The sequence below is a fragment of the Nocardioides anomalus genome (assembly GCF_011046535.1).
In the GTDB taxonomy this organism is placed as follows: Bacteria; Actinomycetota; Actinomycetes; order Propionibacteriales; family Nocardioidaceae; genus Nocardioides; species Nocardioides anomalus.
On the sequence record NZ_CP049257.1, the window covers coordinates 3,152,454 to 3,175,019 of the forward strand.

Below are 22,566 nucleotides of genomic sequence, written 5' to 3' on the forward strand. Positions count from 1 at the left end.
CGCATGCCAGATCGCCCCCGGAACGACGGTCCCGAGGACGGACCGGAGTACCAGTGGCTCTACGGGAAGGGCCAGCAGGAGGACCCGCAGGCCACCCGCCCGGTCCGCAAGCAGCAGCCCACCGCGCCCCGCGGCGACGAGACGCGGGTGATGCGGACCCAGCCGCGCCCGGGCGCCCGACCCGACCAGCGCGCGACCGCCCGGCCCACGCCGCCGCCGGTGGCCCCGCCGGTCGACCCCGGTCCGCCCTCGCGCGGTCGCCGGCGCTTCCGGTTCCGGGCCCGCTACGTGTTCCTGCTGCTCCTGCTGTGGCTGGCCTACCTGGTGATCGTCCCGGTCGTGGCCTGGAACCGCGTCGACGAGGTCTCGTGGGAGCCGAAGGGCGACCGGCCGGCCGAGCAGCCCGGGACGACGTACCTCCTCGTCGGCAGCGACTCGCGCGCCGACCTGAGCGAGGAGGAGCGCAAGGAGCTGAGCACCGGTGACGCCAGCGGCGGTCGCACCGACACGATCATGCTGCTGCACACCGGTTCCGGGCCCAACGTGCTCGTCTCGCTCCCCCGCGACTCCATCGTCGACATCCCGGGTCACGGCGAGACCAAGATCAACGCGGCCTACGCCTTCGGCGGGGCCAAGCTCCTCGTGCAGACCATCGAGCAGGCCACCGGCATCCGCGTCGACGACTACGTCGAGATCGGGATGGGCGGGGTGGCCGGTGTCGTCGACGCGGTCGGCGGCATCGAGGTGTGCCCGAAGCAGGACATGAAGGACAAGCTGGCCGGGCTGAACATCAAGAAGGGCTGCCAGGAGGTCGACGGCACCACCGCGCTGGCCTACGCGCGCTCGCGCCACGCCTCGGCCACCGGCGACATCGACCGGGTGCGCCGCCAGCGCGAGGTGGTCGCCGCGGTCGGCTCACAGGTGCTGTCGCCGTGGACGGTGATCAACCCGGTCACCTACTACCGGCTCAACAACGCGATCCCCGACTTCTTCTCCTTCGGCGAGGGGATGGGACCGGTCCGCAGCGCGATGTGGGCGATGGCCATGACCCGCGTGGACGGCGACAAGGGGCTGACCTGCGTGGTGCCGCTGCAGGACCTCGCGGTCCACTGGGACCCGGACCTGGCGCCGCAGCTGTTCGAGAAGATCGCCGACGACAAGACCGACGAGATCACCAAGAAGCTGTGCTCCCCCACGGGCGGCATCGGGTGAGCGCGTCGCTCTACGAGACCCTCTCGGTCGAGGTCGACGACGACGGCGTCGCGACGCTGACCCTCGACCGGCCAGGACAGCTCAACGCCTTCGACCTGACCATGGCTCGGGAGCTGGAGCGGTTCTTCCTCACCGACGCCCGCTCCGACGCCATCCGCGCCGTGGTGGTCACCGGCGCCGGCCGGGCCTTCTGCGCCGGCATGGACCTCTCGGCCGAGGGCAACGTCTTCGGGCTCGACGAGACGCTGCGGCCCACGCCGGAGGAGTTCCGCGCGGCGTACGACGAGCCGCCGTTCCACGACGACGTCCGCGACACCGGCGGCCGGGTGACGCTGGCGATCTACTCGCTGCCCAAGCCGGTCATCGCCGCCATCAACGGCGCCGCGGTCGGCATCGGCGCCACCATGACGCTCGGCATGGACATCCGGATGGCGTCCACGCAGGCGCGGATCGGCTTCGTGTTCGGCCGGATCGGGATCACGCCGGAGGCGGCGTCGTCGTGGTTCCTGCCCCGGATCGTCGGGCTCCCGCAGGCCCTGGAGTGGGTCTACGCCGCCGACATCCTCACCGCCGACGTCGCGCTGGCCGGCCGGTTGGTCCGCTCGGTGCACGAGCCCGACGAGCTGCTGCCCGCCGCCCAGCAGCTGGCCCGCTCCTTCGTCAAGGACCGCTCCCCCGTCGCGCTGGGCCTGGCCAAGCGGCTGCTCTACAAGCACGCGGGCTCGGCCGAGCCGCTCGAGGCGCACCTGTCGGACTCGCTCGCGATCTACTGGAGCTCGATCGCCGACGGCAAGGAGGGCGTCGCGGCCTTCCTGGAGAAGCGCATGCCGCGCTTCACCGGCAAGGCCTCCGAGCTACCCCGGATCGACTAGCCGGCCCCGCTCGAGCACCAGCCGCCGACCGCAGCGCGCGGCCAGGGCGTCGTCGTGGGTGGCCAGGACGAGCAGCGTCCCGGACCCGACCGTCCCGAGGAGCAGGTCGGCGACCCGGTCGGCCGCGGCCGCGTCCAGCTCTGCCGCGGGCTCGTCGGCCAGCAGCAGCCGCGGCCCGGTGGCCAGCACGCCGGCCACCGTGAGCAGGCGGCGGTCGCCCGCGGCCAGCTCCCGCACGGCGACGTCGGTGGGTACGCCGAGCCGGGCCAGCAGCGCCTCGGTCCGCTCGCGCAGGTGCGGGCCGCCCGGGTCGACTGCGGCTGCGCTCAGCGCGAGGGCACCCGGGTCGAGGTCGTCACGCTGCGCGACGAACCCGAGCGCGCCGGCCCGCCGCGGCGACCGGCCGTCGACACGGACGCGCCCGCGGGTGGGGCGCTCGCGCCCGGCCAGCAGCCGCAGCAACGTGGACTTGCCCGACCCGGACGGGCCGGTCACCGCCACCGACGCAGGTCCGCTCACGGAGAACGAGACCGCGTCGAGGGCGGTGACCGTGCGGCCGTACCGCTTGGTCAGCCGGTCGGCGCGGAGGTCCACGCCGTGATGGTCCCTCAGCCGGCCTGGCGGGCGGCCTCGGCCTCGGACCCGGCGCCGGCGGTGCTCAGCGCGCCGCTCTTGTCCTCGAGGTGCGCACGGACGAACCAGTGGAACAGCTCGAGCTGCTCGGTCTGGGCGATGAACATGTCCTGGGTCACCAGGTCGAGGTCGTCGAGCTCCTGGATGCCGTTGCGGTAGGACTCGATGACGCCCTGGTAGACCAGGTCGAGCGCGCCCAGGTGGGCCTGGGTGGTGTCGCGCCCGATGCTGTACTCGTCCCAGTTGCGGGCTTCTACGAGCGCGCCCGGCGTGCCGATCGGGGAGCCGCCCAGGGTGGCGATCCGCTCGGCCAGGTCGTCGGCGAACCCGCGCACGGCGTCGACCTGCGGGTCGATCATCTCGTGGACCGCGATGAAGTGCGGTCCGACGACGTTCCAGTGCACGTGCTTGAGCGTGAGGTGGAGGTCGGTCGTGGCGTTGAGGCGGTCCTGGAGGAGCTCGACCACGCGGGTCGCCTTCTCCTCGGTCAGCCCCGGCGTCGTGTACTTCAGCTTCGGTGTGGCCATGTCCTGCCGGTACCCCATCGGGTGAGCGACCTGACCTCCGAATCAGGCCCGGCGGCAGCGCGCGAGGAGGGCCTCGAGCTCGCGGAAGTGGCGCTCGGTCGCGGCCTCGTCGTACATCGAGGTGTCGGCCATCGAGTAGCCGTGCGCGGCGCCCTGGTAGATCTCGTTGCGGTGCGGCCGGTCCGCGGCCTGGAGCGTCTCCTCGAGCGTGGCCACCGCCTCGAGCGGCATCGACCGGTCCTGGTCGGCGTGGCCGAAGACGTACTCCGCGGTGCTGTCGCCGATGGCCAGGTGCGGGCTGTCCGGCGCATCGGTGACCAGGCCGCCGCCGTGGAAGCCGCCGACCGCGCCGACGGTGCCCGGGAAGGCACCGGCCGTGCGGACGGCCAGCCGCGCGCCCATGCAGTAGCCGGTGGTCCCGACCGGGCCGTCGTCGCTGTGCTCGAGCAGGGTGCGCATCCACGCGTCGGCGTCGGGCAGCGACCGGTCCGGCGTGTAGCCCTGGACCCGGTCCATCACGCCACCCGCGAAGAACGCCTCCCGGGCGCCGTCCTCGCGCAGGTCGCCCTGGGGCGCCAGCTCCGGGGCGGTCCCGTCGCGGTAGAAGAGGTTCGGCGCGAGCACGACGTAGCCCCAGGAGGCGATCCGGTCGGCCATCTCCTCGATCTGCGGGCGCAGCCCGATCGCGTCGATGTAGAACAGCACGCCGGGGTCGCCGTCGCGCCCCGTGAGGTAGGCCTCCGCCGTCCCGTCCGCCGCCTCGACCTGGATCGTCTGCCCCATGCTCGGCACTGTACTGAGACACCTCTGGGCCGCCTCCGCCACCCGGCCCGGGCCGCACCCGGGTCCGTTACCGTCGCGGCCATGGACCTCGGACTCACCGGCGCACGCGCGCTCGTCACCGGCGGCAACCGCGGGATCGGCCTCGCGGTGGGCCGGGCCCTGGCCGCGGAGGGCGCCCGCGTCGCGCTCCTGGCCCGGGACGGCGACCGGCTGGCGGCCGCGGCCGCGACGGTCGACGGCGCGGTCACCGTGCAGGCCGACACCACCGACGACGCCTCCGTGCGCGCGGCCGTGGACTCCGCGGCCGCGACCCTGGGCGGCCTGGACGTGGTCGTCAACGCCGCCGCCCCCCGCGCCGAGGCGCCGCCCGCACCCGGGCTGGCCGGCCTCGACGACGCCGACTTCCTGAGCCAGGTCGACACCAAGGCCCTGGGGTACGCGCGAGTGGTCCGGGCCGCCGCGCCGCACCTGCTCGACGGCGGTGGCAGGGTCGTCAACATCAGCGGCATGAACGCCCGCTCGACCGGCAACATCACCGGCTCGGTCCGCAACATCGCGGTCGTGGCCCTCAGCAAGAACCTCGCCGACGAGCTCGGCCACCAGGGCGTCACCGTGACCTGCGTGCACCCCGGGCTCACCGTCACCGAGCGCAACGCCGACGACCCGGCGTACCTCGAGAAGGCGGCGCAGAACGGTCTCGCCCGGCTCATCACCGCCGAGGACGTGGCCGCGGTCGTCGCCTTCCTCTGCTCCCCCCTGGCCGCCCCGGCCAACGGGGCCGTGGTGACCCTGGACGGCGGCCGGCCCGGCACCGTCTGGGCTTAGCGCGGTCGGGGGGACACGCCGACCTCACCCCAACAGGTGGACCTGGGTGTCGGAGTCCGTGCGAGACTCCCGCCGTGCGCGAGTTCAGCAAGTTCTCCGCTCACCACTCCACAGTCGTGATGAGCTTCGGCAGCTACGAGCGCGCCGACGTGGTGTGGATCGGGGGCAGCCTCGACCTGAACACGCACCACCACGTCCGCAGCGGGATCCTCAAGCGCGACTCGTTCCAGCAGCCCCTGCTCGTGCTCGAGCTCAGCGAGCTGTCGCTGCTGGACTCCTCCGGCATCGGCTCGCTGGTCCTGGTCCACCGCTCCGCCCGCGAGCGCGGCGCCGAGCTGGCCGTGGTCACCGACAGCAACCACCTGCGCAAGCTGCTCAAGATCGCCGGGCTGGACCAGGTGCTCACCGTGCACCCCAGCCTCGACGACGCCCTGGCCGCGCACGGACCCGACGACGGCGAGCCGGCCAACGCCGGCTGAGCCGGGCCACGGCCCCGGCGCCGCCCTCGCTCAGAGCTGGCTCTGGACCCCGGCGAGGAGCTGGCGGGCCATCACGATGCGCTGGACCTGGTTGGTGCCCTCGTAGATCTGGGTGATCTTCGCATCGCGCATCATCCGCTCGACCGGGTAGTCGCGGGTGAAGCCGTAGCCGCCGAGGACCTGCACCGCGTTGGTCGTGACCTCCATGGCCACGTCGGAGGCGAAGCACTTGGCCGCCGCACCGAAGAACGTCAGGTCGGAGTCGCCCCGCTCGGAGCGGCCGGCGGCGGCGTAGGTCAGCTGGCGGGCCGCCTCGACCTTCATGCCCATGTCGGCCAGCATGAACTGCAGGCCCTGGAACTCCGCGAGGTGCTTGCCGAACTGCTCGCGCTCCTGGGCGTACTGCAGCGCGTGGTCGAGCGCGCCCTGGGCCACGCCGACGGCCTGGGCGGCGATGGTGATCCGGGTGTGGTCGAGGGTGCGCATCGCGGTCTCGAAGCCGGTGCCCTCCTCGCCGATCATCCGGTCGGCGGGGATCCGCACGTGGTCGAGGTACACCTCGCGCGTCGGGGAGCCCTTGATGCCGAGCTTCTTCTCCTTGGCGCCGAAGGAGACGCCCTCGTCGGAGCGCTCCACCACGAACGCCGAGATGCCCTTGGAGCGCTTCTCGGGATCGGTGACGGCCATGACCGTGTAGTACTCCGACTCCCCCGCGTCGGGGCCGGCGTTGGTGATCCAGCGCTTGACACCGTCGAGGACCCAGTGGTCGCCGTCGCGGACCGCGCGGGTCTTCATCGAGACCGCGTCGGAGCCGGCGTCGGGCTCGGACAGGCAGTAGGAGAAGCCGCCCTCGCCGCGGGCCAGGGCGCCGAGGTAGTGCTTCTTGAGCTCCTCCGAGCCGGCCAGCTGCACCGGGAGCGAGCCCAGCTTGTTGACGGCCGGGATCAGCGAGGCGGACACGTCGACGCGGGCCACCTCCTCGATGACCAGCACGGTCGCCAGCGCGTCGGCCCCGGCGCCGCCGTACTCCTCGGGCACGTGCGGGGCGTGGAAGTCCGCGGCCAGCAGGGCGGCGGCCGCCTCCTGCGGGAAGCGCGCCTGCTCGTCCACGTCGGCGGCGTGCGGCGCGACCTTGGCCTCGCAGAGGTCGCGCACGGCCTCGCGGATGGCCTGGTGCTCCTCGGACAGCGCGAACAGGGGTACGTCGGAGTCGCTCACGCCCTCGATTCTAGGTGCGTGGACGTCCAAGCAACGCCGTCGCCCGGTCGGTGTTCGTCACACCGACCGGGCGACGGTCGTGGGTGCTGCGGTGCGTCAGCGGGCGATCTTGACGCTGACCTTCTTGGTGGCCTTGTTGGTGTAGGAGTTGCCCAGGAACTTCAGCTTGATCTTGTTCTTGCCGGCCTTGAGGCCCTTGAGCACGAAGCGGACCTTGCCGTTCTTCAGCGCCTTGGTCTTGGCCTTCATGCCGGCGACCTTGGCCTTGATCTGACCGACGCCCTTCTGGCCGGCGGTGGTCTTCACCTTGACGGTGACCAGGACCTTGTGGCCGGGCTTGGCCTGGGCGTGGGCCTTGATCTTGGCGCCCTGCTTCTGGATGACCGGCGTGGTGCCGCCACCGCCGCCGCCACCGCCCGGCGTGGCCGAGCCGGGGTTGTAGGTGCACCGGATGCCGAGCCCGGCGAGCCCGCCGGCGAGCATGCCGAAGTCGAAGGACGTCGGGATCGGCAGCGGGAGGCCGTCGGCGCTCGGGACGAAGGAGCCGAGCTGGCCGCTGACCGTGGCGACCTGACCGTTGAGCTGCTGGAACACCGTGCCGACCGGGCCGGCCAGCGGCTCGGAGCCGGGGACGTTGCCGAGGACCAGGTTGACCGTGGTCTGCAGCGCGTTCAGCACGGTCGGCAGGAGACCGGCGAGGTTGGCGTTGGTGAGGTCGAGCTGGCCGACGATCGGCGTCCCGGCCGGGATCGGCACGTTGGCGGTGATGACCTCGGGGAGGTTCTGCAGCGTGAAGGTCGCCGGGACCTGGAAGGTGCTCGGGAGCAGCAGGTTGAGCGGCGCCGGCAACCCGAGGGGCGACGTGCAGGTGTAGGTGGCCTTGGCCGACGAGGTGGCGGCCTCGGCCGGGGCGGCGAGGCTGAGGCCACCGAGGGTCAGGCCCGCGGTGACGGCGGCACTGGCCGCCAGGCGAGTGGTGCGTCGGAACGGCATCGATGACTCCTGGGGGATGTGGGGAGGGACGACACCCGACGGGGTGCCCCGTCGAGCGAGCACCAACGTAGGTAGGTTCCGCGGCGGTTGAGAGCCTTCCTGACGTTGTCCACCCGCCCTCGCTAGCCCGACGGGACCAGCCCCTCGGGAGTAGCCCGACCGGGTGGTGGGCGGGTGTGGCCGGGCGCCTGCCGCTCCGGGTCGCTGCGTAGGCTCGGACCGTGACCTGGCAGGACCCCGAGGCGATCGGCTTCATGCTCGACGAGTGCCGGGTGTGGGCGGTGGTGGGGCTGTCCGGCGACACCCGCCGCACGGCGTACTCCATCGCCAGCCTGCTGCAGGAGCGGGGCAAGCAGATCGTGCCCATCCACCCCGCGGCCGCGCAGCCGGGCGGGCTGGAGGTCCTCGGCGAGACGGCGTACCCGACGCTCGCCGACGTGCCGTTCCCCGTCGACGTGGTCGACGTCTTCCGCCGCTCCTCCGAGGCCGGTCAGCACGCCGACGAGGCCCTGGCCACCGGCGCCCGTGGTGTGTGGTTCCAGCTCGGGGTGGTCGACGCCGACGCCTACGAGCGGGTGCGCGCCGCCGGCGTGCCGATGGTGATGGACACCTGCCCGGCGATCGAGTGGCGCCGGCGCTGAGACCCGGCTAGCGGTCCGGCAGGAGTCCCTGCCGGATGGCGATGGACAGCGCCTCGAGCTTGGAGTGCGCGCCGAGCTTGGCCGACAGGTTGGCCACGTGGTTGCGGACGGTGTGGACGCTGACGACCAGGCGGCTGGCGATCTCGCTGTTGGTCAGCCCCTCGGCCAGCAGCGCGAGCACCTCGAGCTCGCGCTCGGTCAGCTCGGCCCGCGAGGGGTCGCGGCGCCGGTTGAGGCGCGGCAACAGCCGGGCCAGCAGCTCGGGCGAGATGACGGCCTCGCCACCGTGCGCGGCCCGCACCGCGGAGCGGACCTCGTCCAGGCTGCGCGTCTTGGACAGGAAGCCGGTCGCTCCCGCCTCGATCGCGGCGACCAGCACGTGGTCGGCCGTGCTCGCCGTCAGCACGACGAACGCCGCGCGTGGGTGCAGCGCCTGGAGCTCGGGGATGGCGGCGATGCCGTCGCCGTCGGGCAGCCGGTGGTCGAGGAGCACGACGTCGGGCAGCGTCTGGGTGATGAGGGTGCGCGCCTCGGCCACCGAGGTCGCGGTGCCGACGGCGCGCAGGTCGTCCTCCGCCCCGAGCACCTGGGCGAGGCTCGCGGCCAGGATCTCGTGGTCGTCCACGACGAGGACGCGGATGGGCGGGGGTGGGGTGGTCACGGACCTGTTCCGGTGCGTCGACGAGAGGGCGCGGGCGCGCCGCCTGGCCAACCTAGTACCTGTGCACTAGGCGTCTAGTCCCCTTTCGGGTGTCCGTGCCGGGCTCGCTCCCCGACGATGGGCGAGGAGGTGGGGCATGACGGTGCCGATCGCGGTGGCCGACGACGACGAACGGTTCCGCGCCGCCCTGGTCGACCTGCTCGAGGCCGACGGGCGCTTCGACGTGGTCGGCGCGGTCGGCGACGGCGCGGAGCTGCTGCGTCTGCACGCGGAGCACCGACCGCGGGTCGTCGTCCTCGACGTGCGCATGCCGGGGGGTGGCGCCGCGGCGGCCGCGGCGCTCGGGGCCGCGCGCCCGGCTCCCCTCGTGGTCGTGGTGTCGGCCGACACCGGGACCAGCACCGTCGCCGAGCTCCTGCGGGCCGGCGCGGTGGCCTACCTGGCCAAGGACCGGCTCGGCCCGGACCTCGGCGAGGTGGTCTCGCGGGTGCTGGACGGCGAGGTCGTGATCGGCACCCCCAACGCGGCGCGTGTCGTCCGGCGACTGGCTGACGCGTCGTCCCGGGACGCCTAGCATCGGAGGCCCACCCACCGGGACCTCCACCGGGACCTCCACCATGACCGACGCCCTCGCGCACCCCGTCTTCCTGCTGCTTGACGGCGCCGCGACCGCCGCGGTAGCGACCGACCCGGACGGCGTGGTCCGCTACGCCAACCCGCGCACGGCGGTGGTGTTCGGCCGCCCGGCGAGCGGGCTGGTAGGCCGACCGCTGGAGGAGCTGCTGCCCGACGGACGGCTCGCCGGCCACGTCGCGCGGCGTACGGCGTCGGCGGCCGCCACCGACCGTCAGCCGGACAGCCGGCTGGAGCTCACCGCGCGGCGCGGCGACGGCGTCGAGTTCCCGGCCGAGGTCATCCTCACCCCGCTGCCGACCGACGCCAGCCCGTGGCTCATCGTCAGCGTCCTCGACGTCTCGCAGCGCCGCGACGCCGAGCTGCGGGTCCGCCGCCAGAGCCGGCGCTACCTCACCCTGGCCCTCATCAACGAGGCGGTCGCCGCCGCCGACGACGTCGCGACGCTGCACCCGAGGATCTGCCGGGCCGCAGTGGTCCAGGGCGGCTTCGTGGGCGCGCGGGTCGTGGCGCACGGCCCGGGCGGGCCCGGCCCGGTGCTGGCCAGCGCGGGCGCTCCCCTGACCGGGACGTCCGCCGAGGCCGCGGCGCCGAGCGACGGCACCGAGGCGCTCTTCGTCGACGACCTCGGCCCCGACGCCAGCGACGTCCGCTCGGCGGCCGTGCTCCCCCTGTGCAGCCGGGGGAGGACGGTCGCGACCTGGCGGCTGTACGCCGAGCGCGCCGGCGCCTTCGACGAGAGCCTGCGCGAGCTGCTCCGCGGCGCCGCGGACACGATCTCGCTCGCGCTGGACCGCTTCGAGTCGCGCGCCGAGCTGGACGCCGCCCTGGCCCAGCGCACCGAGCTCCTGCACCGCCTGGCCGCCGCCCAGGAGGAGGAGCGCACGCGGATCGCCGACGACGTCCACGACCACAGCGTGCAGGCCCTCGCGGCGGTCGGGCTCCGGCTCGGCATGCTGCGCCGCCGGCTGGCGCAGGCCGCCCCGGACCTGGTCGCCGACGTCGACCGGCTGCACGACGACGTGCGTGCGGTCGGCGAGGGGCTGCGCCACCTGCTCTTCGACCTCGAGGCGGTGCCGCCGAGCGTCACGCTCACCGACCTGCTCTCCGACGCGGCGGCCCACGTCTTCGAGCTGAGCGCCGTGGACTGGCGGGTCGAGAACGCCCCCGACCCGCGCGAGCTGGACCTGGCGCCGGCGACCCGCACGCACGCCGTCCGCGTGGCCAAGGAGGCACTGGTCAACGTGGCCAAGCACGCCGACGCGCGGACCGCGACGATCCGCGTCACGGTCACCGCCGACGACCTCGAGGTCCGCATCGCCGACGACGGCGTCGGGATGGCGCCCGGCGCAGAGCAGCCGGTGCCGGGCCACCGCGGCATCGCCGCGATGCGCGACCGGGTCACGCTCGCCGGCGGGGAGCTGCGCCTCGAGCCCGGCCACCCCGGCACCGTGGTCACGGTGCGGCTACCCCAGCCCTGAGCCGGGCCAGCCCCTGGTGCGCGTGCACTAGACACAGTCGACGCAACCGCGCCTGGGCACGCGTCAGCGTCTGCATGACAGTGGAGCCATGCCTTCCCTGACCAGGTCCGACCGCGACGTCGAGCGCCTCCACCTCGAGCGGGCGCTCACCCCCTGCCTGCCCGCCGAGTGCGCGGCCTGGCTCTGGGACGAGGCCTGGGACGGCGCCGGGCTCAGCCCGGCGACCCTGGCCGAGTGGTACCGGCGCTTCGGCGCGGACGCCGCGGCCCTGGCCGTCGCCGCCGGCCTCAGCGAGGCGACGCTGCGCCAGCACCTGGTCGACGGCTGCGACCCCGACCCCGACCGGCTGGTCATGCTGGCCGAGCTGAACTGCTACCCCTTCTCGCCGCCCGCGGCCCGGGGCGGAGCGGCACCGCGATGACCGAGACCGCCGCGGAGCGCGAGGAGCTGCGCGCGCTGCTCAGCCACGAGCTGCGCACCCCGCTCACCACGATCATCGGCTACGTCGAGATGCTCTCCAGCGCCGACACCGGGCCCCTCAACGCCCAGCAGCGCCGGATGCTCGAGCGCATCGACGTCAGCGCCACCCGCCTCCTCGAGGTCGTCGAGACCGTGGCTCAGCGAGTCGACTGAGCCCGCCCACCACGCGCTCGAGCGGTCCGCGCTGACCGGCCGCGACAAGACCCGCCCCGACCAGCAGCAGCACCACCACGTGCCACACGTACGACGAGGGCTCCTCGGCCGGCCAGACCCGGTCGGTCCGCATCACCACGTGCAGGCTGTAGAGGCTCAGCGTCATGGCCCCGGCCCCGGCCGCGACGGCCAGCAGCCGGCTCGACCGCCCCCGCAGGGCCGAGGCCACCAGCAGGGCGCCGGCGATGACCACCACCGCGCTCGCCCCGGTCTCCAGCAGGTCGAAGGGCGTCCCGCTGTGCGGGGCGACGACCAGCAGCCAGGCCCACGAGCCGCCCGCCGGGGTCGAGCCGTGCATCCCGCCGCCGATGGCGTCGACGAAGGCGCCGGCGGTCGAGACGTCGCCGTACCGACCGGACTCGGGCACGAGCCGGCGCAGCACCCACGCCTGCTCGGTGAGCGAGCGCGAGACCAGGAAGACCACCGCGCCCACGACGACGCCGCCGAGGACCAGGCCGACCTGCACCGAGCGCTCCCTGAGCGCGGAGCGCCCCAGCGCCATGCCGAGCAGCAGGTAGGCCAGCCAGGTGACGCACGGGTAGTAGCCGGTGAAGGCGAGCTCGCCCAGCAGGTGGCCCGGGTCGCGGAGCTGGTCGAAGGCGGGACTGGGGCCGAGCCGCGGCGGCAGGTGCGGGCGCACCAGCTGGGAGACGACCGGGCCGAGGACCACCCACAGCGCGGCCAGCGCCCACAGCCAGCGCGCGGGCAGGCGCAGGAACGGCAGGCCCAGCAGGAACAGCAGCCCGTAGTAGGTGAGGATCACCGCCAGGGTGGTCTCGAGCTCGCCGAGCGCCAGGCCGAGCAGGGCGACCAGCAGGGCGCGGACGACCAGCCCGCGCCACGTCGTGCGCCGGGCGAGCAGGACCAGGCTCACCCCGGCCAGCACGGCGAACAGCGCCGAGGCCCGGCCGTCGACGAGGTAGGACCACCACGTCAGGGTCCCGTCGGGCCGCCGCTCGTCGAGGACGTGCGCGGTCACCATGCCCAGCAGCGCCAGGCAGCGCGCGAGGTCGAGGCCGACCAGGCGCCCTGGGCTCAGAAGCCCACCCGGCGCTCGCCGGTGTCGCCGCGGACGGCGGCGCCCTTGCCCTGGGCCGTGGCCTTGAGCTCGGCCTGGAAGTCGACCATCCGCCGGCGCAGCGCCTCGTCGGCCGTGGCCAGGATCCGCACCGCGAGGAGCCCGGCGTTGCGGGCGTTGCCGATGGCCACCGTGGCGACCGGCACGCCGGCCGGCATCTGCACGATCGAGAGCAGCGAGTCGAGGCCGTCGAGCCGCTCGAGCGGGACGGGGACGCCGATGACCGGCAGCGGGGTGACGGCGGCGAGCATGCCGGGCAGGTGCGCCGCTCCCCCGGCGCCCGCGATCAGCACGCGCAGACCGCGGCCGGCGGCGTCCTTGCCGTAGGCCAGCATCTCCTCGGGCATCCGGTGCGCGGAGACCACGTCGGCCTCGTGCGCGACGCCGAACTCCTCCAGCGCCGTCGCGGCCGCCTTCATGACCGGCCAGTCGGAGTCGGAGCCCATGACGATCCCGACCTGTGGCTCACTCACTCTCGTCCCCCAAGTCTCCGCGGAACCACGCCGCGGCGTGCCGGGCGCGCTCGAGGCAGTCCTCGAGGTCGTCACCGTAGGCGTTGACGTGCCCGACCTTGCGGCCCGGGCGCAGCTCCTTGCCGTACAGGTGCACCCGCAGCCGCGGGTCGCGGGCCAGGGCGTGCGGGTAGCCGTCGTACAGCCGGCCCACCTGGCTGCCGTCCGACCGGTCGGGTCCACCGAGGATGTTGACCATCACCGTCCACCGCGCCCGCGCCGCCGGCGAGCCGAGGGGCAGGTCGAGGACGGCGCGCAGGTGGTTCTCGAACTGGCTGGTCACGGCGCCGTCCTGGCTCCAGTGGCCGGAGTTGTGCGGGCGCATGGCCAGCTCGTTGACCAGGACCCGGCCGTCGCGGGTCTCGAAGAGCTCGACGGCCAGCATCCCCACCACGTCGAGCTCGCGCGCGATCCGCAGCGCGACCTCCTGGGCGTGGGTGGCCAGCTCGGGGTCCAGCTCCGGCGCCGGCGCCACGACCTCGTGGCAGATGCCGTCGAGCTGGGTGCTGGCCACGACGGGGTACGCCGCGGCCTGGCCGCTCGGGCTGCGCGCGACCTGCGCCGCGAGCTCACGCCGGAAATCGACCAGCTCCTCGGCCAGGACCTCGACGCCGGCGTCCGCGGCCGAGCGGAACGGCTCCTCGGTGTCCTCGGCCGAGCGCACGACCCACACGCCCTTGCCGTCGTACCCGCCGCGGGTCGTCTTGAGCACGCACGGGAAGCCGAACGCCGCGACCTCCTCCGCCGTCGCCACCACGGCCCAGCGCGGGCACGGCAGCCCCAGCTCGGTGAGCCGGCGCCGCATCACCGCCTTGTCCTGGGCGTGCACCAGGGCGTCCGGCCCCGGGCGGACCGCGACGCCGGCCTCGGCCAGCGCGCGCAGGTGCTCGGTGGGCACGTGCTCGTGGTCGAAGGTGACCACTGCCGCGCCGCTCGTGACCGTGCGCAGCGCCTCGAGGTCGCGGTGGTCGCCGACCAGGGTGTCCGGGACGACCTGGGCCGCGGAGACGCCCTCGGCCTCGGCCAGCAGCCGCAGGGGGATCCCCAGCGCGGCCGCGGGCTCGGCCAGCATCCGCGCCAGCTGCCCGCCGCCGATCAGGGCCACGGTGGGTGCGAGGTCGGCCACGGGCCAACCCTAGGGCGTGCCCCACGCCCGGCGGGTGCCGGTCAGGTCGTCACCGCCTGCGCGTCCTCACCGGTCGGGATACCCGGGTACCCGGGTATCCCGACGAGGCGTTGGGGGTCTTCCTACGCCGTTGGGGTGGTGCAACACCCCAACGCCGTGGGGGTACCCGGGTACCCGGGTATCCCGCCCTGGCCGTCAGACAAGCCGACCGGCCCGCTGGCGTCGGCACCAGGGCCATCGACGAGCGCGCGACCGGCGGAACCTAGGTCCGCCGCACGGCGACCGGCTCGACGATGCCGAAGCCGCGGACCGGGCGGGCGGCCAGGCGGCGGGTCTCGAACTGGTCGTCGGGGAGCAGCCCGGCGGTCTCGGCGTCGATGATGACGCGGTTGCGGCGGGCCACGGCGGTGAGGCGGGCGGCCATGTTGACCGGCGGGCCGAACACGTCGCCGAGCCGCTGGACGACCAGCCCGCTGGCCAGCCCGACGCGGACGTCGGGCATCCGGGTGTCGCGACCGATGACGGTGATGATGCCCTCGGCGATCTCGTACGCCGGCACGGGCTGCTCGTGCACGAAGAGCACCGAGTCGCCGATCGACTTGATGACCCGGCCGCGCTGGCTGGCGACGACGTCGGCGCAGCGGGCCTCGAAGAGCTCAACCAGGTCGCCGATGCGCTCCTCGGTGAGCTGGTTGGACAGCGCGGTGAACTGCACGATGTCGGCGAACCCGACCGTGAGCCGGGTGGTGTGCAGGTCCTCCTCGCGAGCGCCGAGCGCCTCCATCCGCCCGACCGCCGCGGCCAGGTGGCGACGCCAGACGTAGACCAGCAGCTCCTCGAACGGCTCGGAGAACTCCTCGATCATCCGCAGCCCGATGGCCAGCCGGTCGCCGTCCGCGCCCTCGTGGTCCCCGGCCCGCTCGCGGGCCAGCTCGAGCACCCGGGTGAGCAGGGCCGAGACCTCCCAGTCCGAGAGCCGGGCCATGGTCTGGCCGACCGCGCGGGTGAGGTTGACGGCGAGGTCGAAGTCGATGAGGCCGGAGTCGACCAGCCCGACGAGCGTGGACAGCGCCTGTGCGTCGGACTGGGTGAACGCCGTCGCGGAGCCGTGCTCGGGGAAGCCGAGGGCGCGCCAGAGGCGGCGGGCCTGGTCCAGGTCGACGCCCGTGGACTCGGCCAGCTCCAGGGCGTTGAAGACGCGGGCCTCGCCGAGGACGTGCTGCTCGAGGTCCCCGGCGTCGTTGTCGTCCGGGTCGACGGGGCCTTCGGGCGCGCTGCTGTCGGTGGAGGTCAGTGCTCAGGCACCCTCTTCGCGCGGGTCGCCGCTGTGCAGGTCGTGCAGCAGCTCCTGGATGCGCCGGTGGGTGTCCTCGATGTGCGGGATGTCGGGCAGCGCGACCTGCCCGTGGGTGCTCGCGTCGCTGATCACGAGCGTGCCGCAGCCGAGCAGCCGGTCGATGAGGTCGCGCTCGTAGGCCACGTCACTCACCCGGCTGAGCGGGATGTCGTGGCCGCGGCGGGTGATCACGCCGTGGCGGGTGATGAGCCGGCGCGTGGTCACGGTGTAGGTCGCGGTGAGCCAGATCAGGGCCGGCCGGACCACGAACCACACGATGCCGAGGGCGACGACCACCCAGACCACCTTGGTGACCACGCCGTTGTCCACGGCGCTCTGCACGAACACACCGACGGCGAGGAGCACGACGAGCGCGAGGATCGGCAGCAGCAGCGCCTTGGGGTGCGTGCGCGTGTCGACGACGATCGACTCGCCCTCGTTGAGCAGGTCCTTGGAGAGTGCCACGCACGGATCATGGCACCTCCGGCCCCTCGGGAGGGGCGATCACACGGGGCGGACGTGCACCACGTCACCGGCGCTGACCGCGGTGCGCCCGCCGTCGTGGGCCACCAGGAGCCGCCCGCTGGGGTCGATGCCGGTGGCCGTGCCGGTCAGCACCTCGCCGGACGGGAGGTCGACACGGACCTCGCTGCCCAGCGTGGCGCAGGCCGCGGCGTACGACTCGGCCAGGCGCATGCCGGCCAGGTCGCCGCCCTCCTGCCAGGTCGTGTAGGCCTCCCACAGCGAGGCCAGGACGTCGACCAGCAGGTCGGTGCGGTCCACCTCGACGCCCGCGACGGCCAGCGAGACCGCCTCCGGCACGGGGAGCTCGTCCGCGGTCATCCCGACGTTGATGCCGATGCCCACGACGGCGGCCGGCCCGCTCGCGGTCTCGACCCGCTCGAGGAGGATCCCGGAGACCTTGCGCTGCCCGAGCAGCACGTCGTTGGGCCACTTGACCTCCGCCTCGGCCCCCGCGGCGCGCAGGGCCTTCGCCACGGCGTACCCGGTCAGCAGCGGCAGCCAGGGCCAGCTGTGCGTGGGCGCGGTGGGACGCAGCAGCACGGAGAAGGTGAGCGCCGAGCGCGGCGGGGTCTCCCAGGTCCGGTCGAGCCGGCCGCGACCCGCGGTCTGGTGCTCGGCCACCAGCACCAGCCCCTCGGCCGCACCCTCGTGGGCGCGCTCGGCGACCAGGGCGTTGGTGGAGGGCGCGGCGTCCAGCACCTCCACGTGGAGGCCCGGCAGCAGGTCCGGGTCGGCGGCCGCGAGCCGGGCCGCGTCGAGGGGTGGGCGTCCCGCGTCGTCCGAGATCACACCCGCTAGCCTCCCACGGGTGAGCGCGCAGCCCGGAGAAGGCACCGACGTGCCGGACGACATCGACACCCACACCACCGCGGGCAAGCTGGCCGACCTCGAGCGTCGCCTCGACGAGGCCGTGCACGCCGGGTCGGCCAAGGCCGTCGAGAAGCAGCACGCCAAGGGCCGCAAGACCGCCCGCGAGCGCATCGAGCTGCTCTTCGACGAGGGCTCCTTCGTCGAGCTCGACGAGCTCGCGCGGCACCGCTCCACGGCGTTCGGGCTGGAGAAGACCCGCCCGTACGGCGACGGCGTGGTCACCGGCTACGGCACCATCGACGGCCGCCAGGTGTGCGTGTTCTCCCAGGACTTCACCGTCTTCGGCGGCTCGCTGGGCGAGGTGTACGGCGAGAAGATCACCAAGGTCATGGACCTCGCCATCAAGACCGGCTGCCCGATCATCGGCATCAACGAGGGCGCCGGCGCCCGCATCCAGGAGGGCGTGGTCTCGCTCGGGCTGTACGGCGAGATCTTCCGCCGCAACGTGCACGCCAGCGGCGTCATCCCCCAGATCTCGATGATCATGGGCAACTGCGCCGGCGGGCACGTCTACTCCCCCGCGGTCACCGACTTCACCGTGATGGTCGACCAGACCTCGGCCATGTTCATCACCGGTCCCGACGTCATCAAGACCGTCACCGGCGAGGACGTCTCGATGGAGGACCTCGGTGGCGCGCGCACGCACAACACCAAGTCCGGCAACGCCCACTACATGGGCTCGGACGAGGAGGACGCGATCGAGTACGTCAAGGCGCTGCTCTCCTACCTGCCCCAGAACAACCTGGACGAGGCCCCGGCGTACGCCGAGGAGGCCGAGCTCGAGGTCACCGACACCGACCGCACGCTCGACGCGCTCATCCCCGACGGCTCCAACCAGCCCTACGACATGCACGACGTGATCACCGCCGTGGTCGACGACGAGGACTTCCTGGAGGTCCAGGAGCTCTTCGCGCCCAACATCCTGGTCGGCTTCGGCCGGGTCGAGGGCCACCCGGTCGGCATCGTGGCCAACCAGCCGATGCAGTTCGCCGGCACCCTCGACATCGACGCCTCCGAGAAGGCCGCGCGCTTCGTGCGCTTCTGCGACGCCTTCAACCTGCCGGTGCTGACCTTCGTCGACGTGCCCGGCTTCCTGCCCGGCACCGACCAGGAGTGGAACGGCATCATCCGCCGCGGCGCCAAGCTGATCTACGCCTACGCCGAGGCCACCGTCCCGCTGGTCACCGTCATCACCCGCAAGGCCTACGGCGGCGCGTACGACGTGATGGGCTCCAAGCACCTCGGCGCCGACATCAACCTGGCCTGGCCCACCGCGCAGATCGCGGTCATGGGCGCCCAGGGCGCGGCCAACATCGTGCACCGCAAGACGCTCGCCCAGGTCGAGAAGGACGGCGGCGACGTCGAGGCCAAGCGCGCCGAGCTCATCGACGAGTACGAGCAGACCCTGGCCAACCCCTACATCGCCGCCGAGCGCGGCTACGTCGACGCGGTCATCACCCCGCACGAGACCCGCATCGAGATCGTCCGCGCCCTGCGCCTGCTCCGCTCCAAGCGCGAGACGCTCCCGGCGAAGAAGCACGGGAACATCCCGCTGTGACCGGGCCCGAGCCGGAGCCCCAGCGCCCCCTGCTGCGGGTCGTGCGCGGGAACGCGACCCCCGAGGAGGTCGCGGCCCTGGTGGCCGTGGTCGCCGCCCTCGGCTCGGCGGCGCCCGAGCCGCCGCGACGGCGTGCGTCCGAGTGGTCCGCGCACCACCGCAAGACCCGCGTCACGCTCCCGCACGGCCCCGGAGGCTGGCGCTCCAGCGCTCTCCCGCGCTGAGGGGGCCGATGCGTCGCGGCCCCGCGCCCACCAGGCCCGGAGCGGTGACGCAGCGGCGCCCCGAACTCGCGGATCGTGGAGTTGGCCGAGCCGGCGATGGCGAACTCGCTGTCCGGCAGGCCCTCGAGGACCGCGGTGGCGCTGGGCGCGAAGGTGAGGCCCATGCCGACGCCGGCCACGGCCAGCGGCACGACGAACGAGCCGTAGGCCGAGCCGCAGCGCCCGCTGCTGCAGGTGGTGGGCGGCGGCGCGACCCGAGGAGGTCGCGGCGCTGGTGGCCGTGGTCGCCGCCCTGGGCTCGGCGGCGCCGGAGCCGCCGCGGCGTCCACGAGCGCGGCACCGCGGGGCCGTCGCGGGAGACGGACGAGCCGGTCGGTGGACGCCACGGCGCCCCCTCCCGCGAGCGGGAGAGGGCGCCGAGGTCCGGAGCAGGCGTCAGCGGCGGCGACCCGGGGCGAAGAGCGCCGCGACCACCGCGACCGCCACGGCGGCGGCGCCGGTGAGCAGGGCGGGGCCGATCGCGCCGTCGTAGCCGGTGGGGCTGATCTCGCCGCCGTTGCCGAGGAAGACGGCGACGAGCAGGGCGATGCCGAAGGCCACGCCGAACTCGCGGACGGTGGAGTTGGCCGAGCTGGCGATGGCGAACTCGCTGTCGGGAAGCCCCTCGAGCACGGCGGTGGCGCTGGGCGCGAAGGTGAGCCCCATGCCGACGCCGGCCATGGCCAGCGGCACGATGAACGAGACGTAGTCCGAGCCGTTCTCGGTCAGCCACGCGAACCACACCAGCGAGGCGGTCTGCAAGACGAGGCCGGTGACCAGCAGCCCGCGCAGGCCGGTGCGAGCGGAGAGGGCCCCGGCGATCGGGGCGACGACCATCGGCGCGGCGGTCCACGGGAGGGTGCGGAGGCCGGCCTCGAGCGGCGAGTAGCCCTGCACGACCTGGAGGTACTGCGAGAGCAGGAACACCGTGCCGAACATGCCGACGGTGAAGGTCAGGCCGATGACGTTGGCCACCGAGAAGCCGCGCGAGGAGAACAGCCGGAGCGGGAGCACGGCGTAGGAGCGGCCCCGCGCCCACAGCACGTACGCCGGTACGAGCAGCCCGGCGACGACGAGCGGGCCGAGCACGCCGAGGGAGGTCCAGCCGTCGTCGTTGCCGTGCACGATGCCCCAGATGCCGAGGAAGACGGCGCCGCCGAGCATGGTGGTGCCGACCAGGTCGATCCGCTGCCAGGTGCCCTTGGACTCACGGACCGCGAGGAAGAGCAGCGGCAGCGCGATGAGCGCGACGGGCACGTTGAGCCAGAAGATGGCCTGCCAGCTCACGCCCTCGACGACCGCGCCGCCGATGACCGGGCCCAGCGCCACGCCGAGGCCGGACACACCGCCCCAGATGCCGATGGCCACGGCCCGCATGGCCGGCGGCACGCTGCTGGCCAGGAGGGTCAGCGACAGCGGCATGATCGCGGCCGCACCGAGGCCCTGCACCGCGCGGGCCGCGATGAGCGCCTCGCTCGAGGTGCTGAGCGCGGAGGCGATGGAGGCCAGCGTGAAGACGGTGAGGCCCGCGACCATCACCCGGCGCCGGCCGAGCCGGTCGCCCAGCGTCGCGGCCGGGAGCATGAAGGTCGCGAAGGCCAGGGTGTAGGCGTTGAGGAACCACGACAGCTGGCCGACGCTGGAGTCGAGGTCGGCCCGGATCACCGGCAGCGCGGTGGTCATCACCAGGTTGTCCAGGGTGGCCATGAACATCGGCAGCGAGGCGGCCACGACCGCCAGCCACACGGGCACGCGGCGCCCCGCCGCGCGCGGAGCCGCCGCGGGGGCGACGGTCTCGGCGAGTGTCGACATCTGAAGCTCCGATTCAAGAAGGCATTGAATGATTACTTGATGTGACGACAGTAAGTAATCAACTGATAACATGTCAAGGGTGAGCACGAGGATGAGTGCCGACGACCGCCGCGAGCTGGTCCTTGAGGCCGCGACCCGGGCCTTCTCGCGGGGCGGGTACGCCGGCACGAGCACCGACGCGGTGGGCAAGGAGGCCGGGGTCTCCCAGCCGTACGTCGTGCGTATCTTCGGCACCAAGAAGGCGCTGTTCCTCGACGTGCTGCGCCGCAACTGCGCGCGCATCCGCACGACGTTCGCGGAGGTCGTCGACGCGGGGTTCGACCCCGACGACGAGGACGACTGGGGCCGGCTCGGACTGGCCTACACCATGCTGCTGCGCGACCGCGACGTGCTCATGGTGCTCATGCACGGCTTCGCGGCCGGGGACGACGAGGACATCGCCGCCGTCGCGCGCGAGGGCATGGGCTCGATCTTCGCCACCATCATGGCCACCGGGTGCGCCATCGAGCGGGCCGAGGAGTTCTTCGCCCAGGGCATGATGCTCAACGTCATGGTCTCGATGCGGGCGCCGTGGCACCTGGACGACTCCCCCGAGCTCGCGCCCCTCACGCACTGCGCCTTCGGCGACGCGCTAGAACTCCTGCTGTGACCACCCTCGTCCTGGCCAGCCAGTCCCCCGCCCGCCTCGCGACGCTGCGGGCGGCGGGGGTGGACCCGGTCGTGATCGTGTCGGGCGTGGACGAGACCCGGCTCGAGGGCCTCCCGCCGGCGGAGCTCGCCCTCCAGCTGGCCGAGCTCAAGTGCGCGGCGGTCGCCCCCCGCGACGAGGTGCCGGACGGCGCGCTGGTCCTGGGCTGCGACTCGGTCCTGGAGCTCGACGGCGAGGCGCTGGGCAAGCCCGGCACCCCCGAGGAGGCGACCCGGCGGTGGCGGTCGATGCGGGGGCGCAGCGGCGTCCTGCAGACCGGCCACGCCCTGCACGACACGGCCACCGGCCGGACGGTCAGCGCGACGGCCAGCACGACGGTGCACTTCGCGGACGTCAGCGACGACGAGGTCGCGGCCTACGTCGCGACGGGCGAGCCGCTGCACGTCGCGGGCGCGTTCACCGTCGACGGGCTCGGCGGAGCGTTCGTGACGGGGATCGAGGGCGACCACCACAACGTGGTGGGCGTCAGTCTCCCTCTGGTCCGAGAGCTGACGGCGGAACTGGGCCACGCGTGGACCGACCTCTGGCGAGCGCGGCCGACTCGTTGACCGAGCCGGCGTCGCCGTCGAGGGTCTCGACGCCGTCGACCACCCCGGGCTCGTCGTACATCTCCACGATGCTGATCGGCCGCTTGAAGACGAAGGTCCGGAACAGCGCGAACCGCGCGGCCAGGCCGAGGACCAGGCCGATCACGTTGGCCGCGATGTTGTCCGACAGGGGGTCGTCCAGGCCGAGCACGTCGCGGCTGACCGCGAGGCAGCCGATCGGGATGAGCATCGTGAGGAAGTTGATGCCGACGAACGACGTCAGCCCGCCGTCGGAGCTCACCGGCGGCCGGTCGCGGAAGGCCCAGTGCCGGCTGCCGTAGTAGCTCACGCCCATGCCCACGCTGTTGGCGATGACGTAGGCCAGGATCGGCTGGTCGCTGAGCATGGCGTGCTCGCCGGCGCCGAAGCCGTGCAGCAGCAGGTTGAAGATGATGAGCGCCACGATCGTGGCCGCACCACCCACGGCGAGGAACCGGCCCACCTCAGCGATGAAGCGCTGCGTCCGGTCCGACATGGCGTCCAGGCTAAGGGGAGTTGCGCCGTACGCCGGGCAAGGGCCGGGCCCGGAGCGGCGATCG

General features: G+C 73.5%; 27 protein-coding genes. 13 read left to right on the top strand and 14 right to left on the bottom strand.

Annotation, left to right across the window (positions count from 1 at the left end; genetic code table 11):
* The first annotated feature begins 3 nt into the window (after nt 1–3).
* Together G5V58_RS15885 and G5V58_RS15890 are read left to right on the top strand one after the other, a co-directional pair.
* Entirely contained in the window at nt 4–1,212 is a 1,209-nt protein-coding gene (locus G5V58_RS15885; RefSeq protein WP_165234763.1) for an LCP family protein, read from the top strand.
* Nucleotides 1,209–2,084: a crotonase/enoyl-CoA hydratase family protein gene (locus G5V58_RS15890; protein ID WP_165234766.1), complete on the top strand. Its 876-nt coding sequence runs from the start codon at nt 1,209–1,211 to the stop codon at nt 2,082–2,084. The genes G5V58_RS15885 and G5V58_RS15890 overlap by 4 nt, the downstream gene beginning before the upstream one ends.
* Here G5V58_RS15890 and G5V58_RS15895 read toward each other — a convergent pair.
* The 3 genes from G5V58_RS15895 to G5V58_RS15905 are packed head-to-tail and all read right to left on the bottom strand — an operon-like array spanning nt 2,067 to nt 4,027.
* A complete protein-coding gene (locus tag G5V58_RS15895) occupies nt 2,067–2,678 on the bottom strand; it encodes an ATP-binding cassette domain-containing protein (RefSeq protein ID WP_165234769.1) in 612 nt (203 codons plus the stop codon). The two genes, G5V58_RS15890 and G5V58_RS15895, sit on opposite strands and share 18 nt — an antisense overlap.
* 14 nt (nt 2,679–2,692) lie before the next feature.
* On the bottom strand, nt 2,693–3,244 hold the full coding sequence (locus G5V58_RS15900; RefSeq protein ID WP_165234772.1) for a Dps family protein: 552 nt from the start codon (nt 3,242–3,244) through the stop codon (nt 2,693–2,695).
* A 42-nt stretch (nt 3,245–3,286) separates the two neighbouring features.
* A complete protein-coding gene (locus G5V58_RS15905; RefSeq protein ID WP_165234775.1) occupies nt 3,287–4,027 on the bottom strand; it encodes a dienelactone hydrolase family protein in 741 nt (246 codons plus the stop codon).
* An 81-nt stretch (nt 4,028–4,108) separates the two neighbouring features.
* Between G5V58_RS15905 and G5V58_RS15910 the strand changes: the two genes are divergently transcribed.
* Entirely contained in the window at nt 4,109–4,852 is a 744-nt protein-coding gene (locus G5V58_RS15910) for an SDR family NAD(P)-dependent oxidoreductase (RefSeq protein ID WP_165234777.1), read from the top strand.
* A gap of 74 nt (nt 4,853–4,926) precedes the next feature.
* Entirely contained in the window at nt 4,927–5,331 is a 405-nt protein-coding gene (locus tag G5V58_RS15915; protein WP_165234780.1) for an STAS domain-containing protein, read from the top strand.
* Nucleotides 5,332–5,361: 30 nt separating this feature from the next.
* Here G5V58_RS15915 and G5V58_RS15920 read toward each other — a convergent pair whose 3' ends face one another.
* A complete protein-coding gene (locus tag G5V58_RS15920; protein WP_165234783.1) occupies nt 5,362–6,549 on the bottom strand; it encodes an acyl-CoA dehydrogenase family protein in 1,188 nt (395 codons plus the stop codon).
* Between the two features lie 96 nt (nt 6,550–6,645).
* Entirely contained in the window at nt 6,646–7,542 is an 897-nt protein-coding gene (locus tag G5V58_RS15925; protein WP_165234786.1) for a hypothetical protein, read from the bottom strand.
* Between the two features lie 221 nt (nt 7,543–7,763).
* Between G5V58_RS15925 and G5V58_RS15930 the strand changes: the two genes are divergently transcribed.
* Entirely contained in the window at nt 7,764–8,183 is a 420-nt protein-coding gene (locus G5V58_RS15930; RefSeq protein WP_230486669.1) for a CoA-binding protein, read from the top strand.
* A gap of 7 nt (nt 8,184–8,190) precedes the next feature.
* On the opposite strand, the gene G5V58_RS15935 is transcribed toward G5V58_RS15930, so the two are convergent.
* On the bottom strand, nt 8,191–8,844 hold the full coding sequence (locus G5V58_RS15935) for a response regulator transcription factor (RefSeq protein ID WP_165234789.1): 654 nt from the start codon (nt 8,842–8,844) through the stop codon (nt 8,191–8,193).
* Between the two features lie 136 nt (nt 8,845–8,980).
* Here G5V58_RS15935 and G5V58_RS15940 point away from each other — a divergent pair, with 136 nt between their 5' ends.
* From G5V58_RS15940 to G5V58_RS15955, 4 genes are all read left to right on the top strand, one after another.
* A complete protein-coding gene (locus tag G5V58_RS15940; protein ID WP_165234792.1) occupies nt 8,981–9,418 on the top strand; it encodes a response regulator in 438 nt (145 codons plus the stop codon).
* A 43-nt stretch (nt 9,419–9,461) separates the two neighbouring features.
* On the top strand, nt 9,462–10,958 hold the full coding sequence (locus G5V58_RS15945; protein ID WP_165234796.1) for a sensor histidine kinase: 1,497 nt from the start codon (nt 9,462–9,464) through the stop codon (nt 10,956–10,958).
* A gap of 88 nt (nt 10,959–11,046) precedes the next feature.
* Nucleotides 11,047–11,379, top strand: a complete 333-nt coding sequence (locus G5V58_RS15950; protein ID WP_165234799.1) for a hypothetical protein — start codon at nt 11,047–11,049, stop codon at nt 11,377–11,379.
* On the top strand, nt 11,376–11,591 hold the full coding sequence (locus G5V58_RS15955) for a histidine kinase dimerization/phospho-acceptor domain-containing protein (RefSeq protein ID WP_165234802.1): 216 nt from the start codon (nt 11,376–11,378) through the stop codon (nt 11,589–11,591). Before G5V58_RS15950 ends, G5V58_RS15955 begins: the two co-directional genes overlap by 4 nt.
* Here the strand turns inward: G5V58_RS15955 and G5V58_RS26040 are convergent.
* The 6 genes from G5V58_RS26040 to G5V58_RS15985 all read right to left on the bottom strand — a co-directional run bounded on the left by G5V58_RS26040 (nt 11,536) and on the right by G5V58_RS15985 (nt 17,017).
* Nucleotides 11,536–12,633, bottom strand: coding sequence for a heparan-alpha-glucosaminide N-acetyltransferase domain-containing protein (locus tag G5V58_RS26040; protein WP_230486670.1), 1,098 nt, complete (start codon nt 12,631–12,633; stop codon nt 11,536–11,538). The two genes, G5V58_RS15955 and G5V58_RS26040, sit on opposite strands and share 56 nt — an antisense overlap.
* A gap of 53 nt (nt 12,634–12,686) precedes the next feature.
* Complete coding sequence (purE, locus tag G5V58_RS15965) at nt 12,687–13,277, bottom strand: 5-(carboxyamino)imidazole ribonucleotide mutase (RefSeq protein ID WP_407939631.1); 591 nt, start codon at nt 13,275–13,277, stop codon at nt 12,687–12,689.
* On the bottom strand, nt 13,195–14,313 hold the full coding sequence (locus G5V58_RS15970; RefSeq protein WP_230487365.1) for a 5-(carboxyamino)imidazole ribonucleotide synthase: 1,119 nt from the start codon (nt 14,311–14,313) through the stop codon (nt 13,195–13,197). Before G5V58_RS15970 ends, purE begins: the two co-directional genes overlap by 83 nt.
* Nucleotides 14,314–14,629: 316 nt before the next feature.
* On the bottom strand, nt 14,630–15,352 hold the full coding sequence (locus G5V58_RS15975) for an adenylate/guanylate cyclase domain-containing protein (protein ID WP_230486671.1): 723 nt from the start codon (nt 15,350–15,352) through the stop codon (nt 14,630–14,632).
* 312 nt (nt 15,353–15,664) lie between these two features.
* Nucleotides 15,665–16,168, bottom strand: coding sequence for a PH domain-containing protein (locus G5V58_RS15980; protein ID WP_165234809.1), 504 nt, complete (start codon nt 16,166–16,168; stop codon nt 15,665–15,667).
* A gap of 39 nt (nt 16,169–16,207) precedes the next feature.
* Nucleotides 16,208–17,017: a biotin--[acetyl-CoA-carboxylase] ligase gene (locus G5V58_RS15985; protein WP_230486672.1), complete on the bottom strand. Its 810-nt coding sequence runs from the start codon at nt 17,015–17,017 to the stop codon at nt 16,208–16,210.
* Nucleotides 17,018–17,066: 49 nt separating this feature from the next.
* Here G5V58_RS15985 and G5V58_RS15990 point away from each other — a divergent pair, with 49 nt between their 5' ends.
* Together G5V58_RS15990 and G5V58_RS15995 are read left to right on the top strand one after the other, a co-directional pair.
* Complete coding sequence (locus G5V58_RS15990; RefSeq protein WP_196240610.1) at nt 17,067–18,656, top strand: acyl-CoA carboxylase subunit beta; 1,590 nt, start codon at nt 17,067–17,069, stop codon at nt 18,654–18,656.
* On the top strand, nt 18,653–18,880 hold the full coding sequence (locus G5V58_RS15995) for an acyl-CoA carboxylase subunit epsilon (RefSeq protein WP_165234818.1): 228 nt from the start codon (nt 18,653–18,655) through the stop codon (nt 18,878–18,880). The genes G5V58_RS15990 and G5V58_RS15995 overlap by 4 nt, the downstream gene beginning before the upstream one ends.
* Before the next feature lie 435 nt (nt 18,881–19,315).
* On the opposite strand, the gene G5V58_RS16000 is transcribed toward G5V58_RS15995, so the two are convergent.
* Nucleotides 19,316–20,731: an MFS transporter gene (locus tag G5V58_RS16000; RefSeq protein WP_165234821.1), complete on the bottom strand. Its 1,416-nt coding sequence runs from the start codon at nt 20,729–20,731 to the stop codon at nt 19,316–19,318.
* A 79-nt stretch (nt 20,732–20,810) separates the two neighbouring features.
* Between G5V58_RS16000 and G5V58_RS16005 the strand changes: the two genes are divergently transcribed.
* Together G5V58_RS16005 and G5V58_RS16010 are read left to right on the top strand one after the other, a co-directional pair.
* Nucleotides 20,811–21,380, top strand: coding sequence for a TetR/AcrR family transcriptional regulator (locus tag G5V58_RS16005; RefSeq protein ID WP_407939632.1), 570 nt, complete (start codon nt 20,811–20,813; stop codon nt 21,378–21,380).
* On the top strand, nt 21,377–21,988 hold the full coding sequence (locus tag G5V58_RS16010; protein ID WP_165234824.1) for a Maf family protein: 612 nt from the start codon (nt 21,377–21,379) through the stop codon (nt 21,986–21,988). The genes G5V58_RS16005 and G5V58_RS16010 overlap by 4 nt, the downstream gene beginning before the upstream one ends.
* Here G5V58_RS16010 and G5V58_RS16015 read toward each other — a convergent pair.
* On the bottom strand, nt 21,906–22,502 hold the full coding sequence (locus G5V58_RS16015) for a GtrA family protein (RefSeq protein WP_165234827.1): 597 nt from the start codon (nt 22,500–22,502) through the stop codon (nt 21,906–21,908). The two genes, G5V58_RS16010 and G5V58_RS16015, sit on opposite strands and share 83 nt — an antisense overlap.
* Between the last annotated feature and the right edge of the window lie 64 nt (nt 22,503–22,566).

What these genes read in the sequence shown, in the direction of transcription:
- G5V58_RS15885 (WP_165234763.1), top strand. Translation starts at nt 4, where the DNA reads ATGCCAGATCGCCCCCGGAACGACGGTCCCGAGGACGGACCGGAGTAC.
- G5V58_RS15900 (WP_165234772.1), bottom strand. Translation starts at nt 3,244, where the DNA reads ATGGCCACACCGAAGCTGAAGTACACGACGCCGGGGCTGACCGAGGAG.
- G5V58_RS15905 (WP_165234775.1), bottom strand. Translation starts at nt 4,027, where the DNA reads ATGGGGCAGACGATCCAGGTCGAGGCGGCGGACGGGACGGCGGAGGCC.
- G5V58_RS15910 (WP_165234777.1), top strand. Translation starts at nt 4,109, where the DNA reads ATGGACCTCGGACTCACCGGCGCACGCGCGCTCGTCACCGGCGGCAAC.
- G5V58_RS15925 (WP_165234786.1), bottom strand. Translation starts at nt 7,542, where the DNA reads ATGCCGTTCCGACGCACCACTCGCCTGGCGGCCAGTGCCGCCGTCACC.
- G5V58_RS15940 (WP_165234792.1), top strand. Translation starts at nt 8,981, where the DNA reads ATGACGGTGCCGATCGCGGTGGCCGACGACGACGAACGGTTCCGCGCC.
- G5V58_RS15945 (WP_165234796.1), top strand. Translation starts at nt 9,462, where the DNA reads ATGACCGACGCCCTCGCGCACCCCGTCTTCCTGCTGCTTGACGGCGCC.
- G5V58_RS15950 (WP_165234799.1), top strand. Translation starts at nt 11,047, where the DNA reads ATGCCTTCCCTGACCAGGTCCGACCGCGACGTCGAGCGCCTCCACCTC.
- G5V58_RS15955 (WP_165234802.1), top strand. Translation starts at nt 11,376, where the DNA reads ATGACCGAGACCGCCGCGGAGCGCGAGGAGCTGCGCGCGCTGCTCAGC.
- G5V58_RS26040 (WP_230486670.1), bottom strand. Translation starts at nt 12,633, where the DNA reads ATGGTGACCGCGCACGTCCTCGACGAGCGGCGGCCCGACGGGACCCTG.
- G5V58_RS15970 (WP_230487365.1), bottom strand. Translation starts at nt 14,313, where the DNA reads ATGCTGGCCGAGCCCGCGGCCGCGCTGGGGATCCCCCTGCGGCTGCTG.
- G5V58_RS15975 (WP_230486671.1), bottom strand. Translation starts at nt 15,352, where the DNA reads ATGGCCCGGCTCTCGGACTGGGAGGTCTCGGCCCTGCTCACCCGGGTG.
- G5V58_RS16000 (WP_165234821.1), bottom strand. Translation starts at nt 20,731, where the DNA reads ATGTCGACACTCGCCGAGACCGTCGCCCCCGCGGCGGCTCCGCGCGCG.
- G5V58_RS16015 (WP_165234827.1), bottom strand. Translation starts at nt 22,502, where the DNA reads ATGTCGGACCGGACGCAGCGCTTCATCGCTGAGGTGGGCCGGTTCCTC.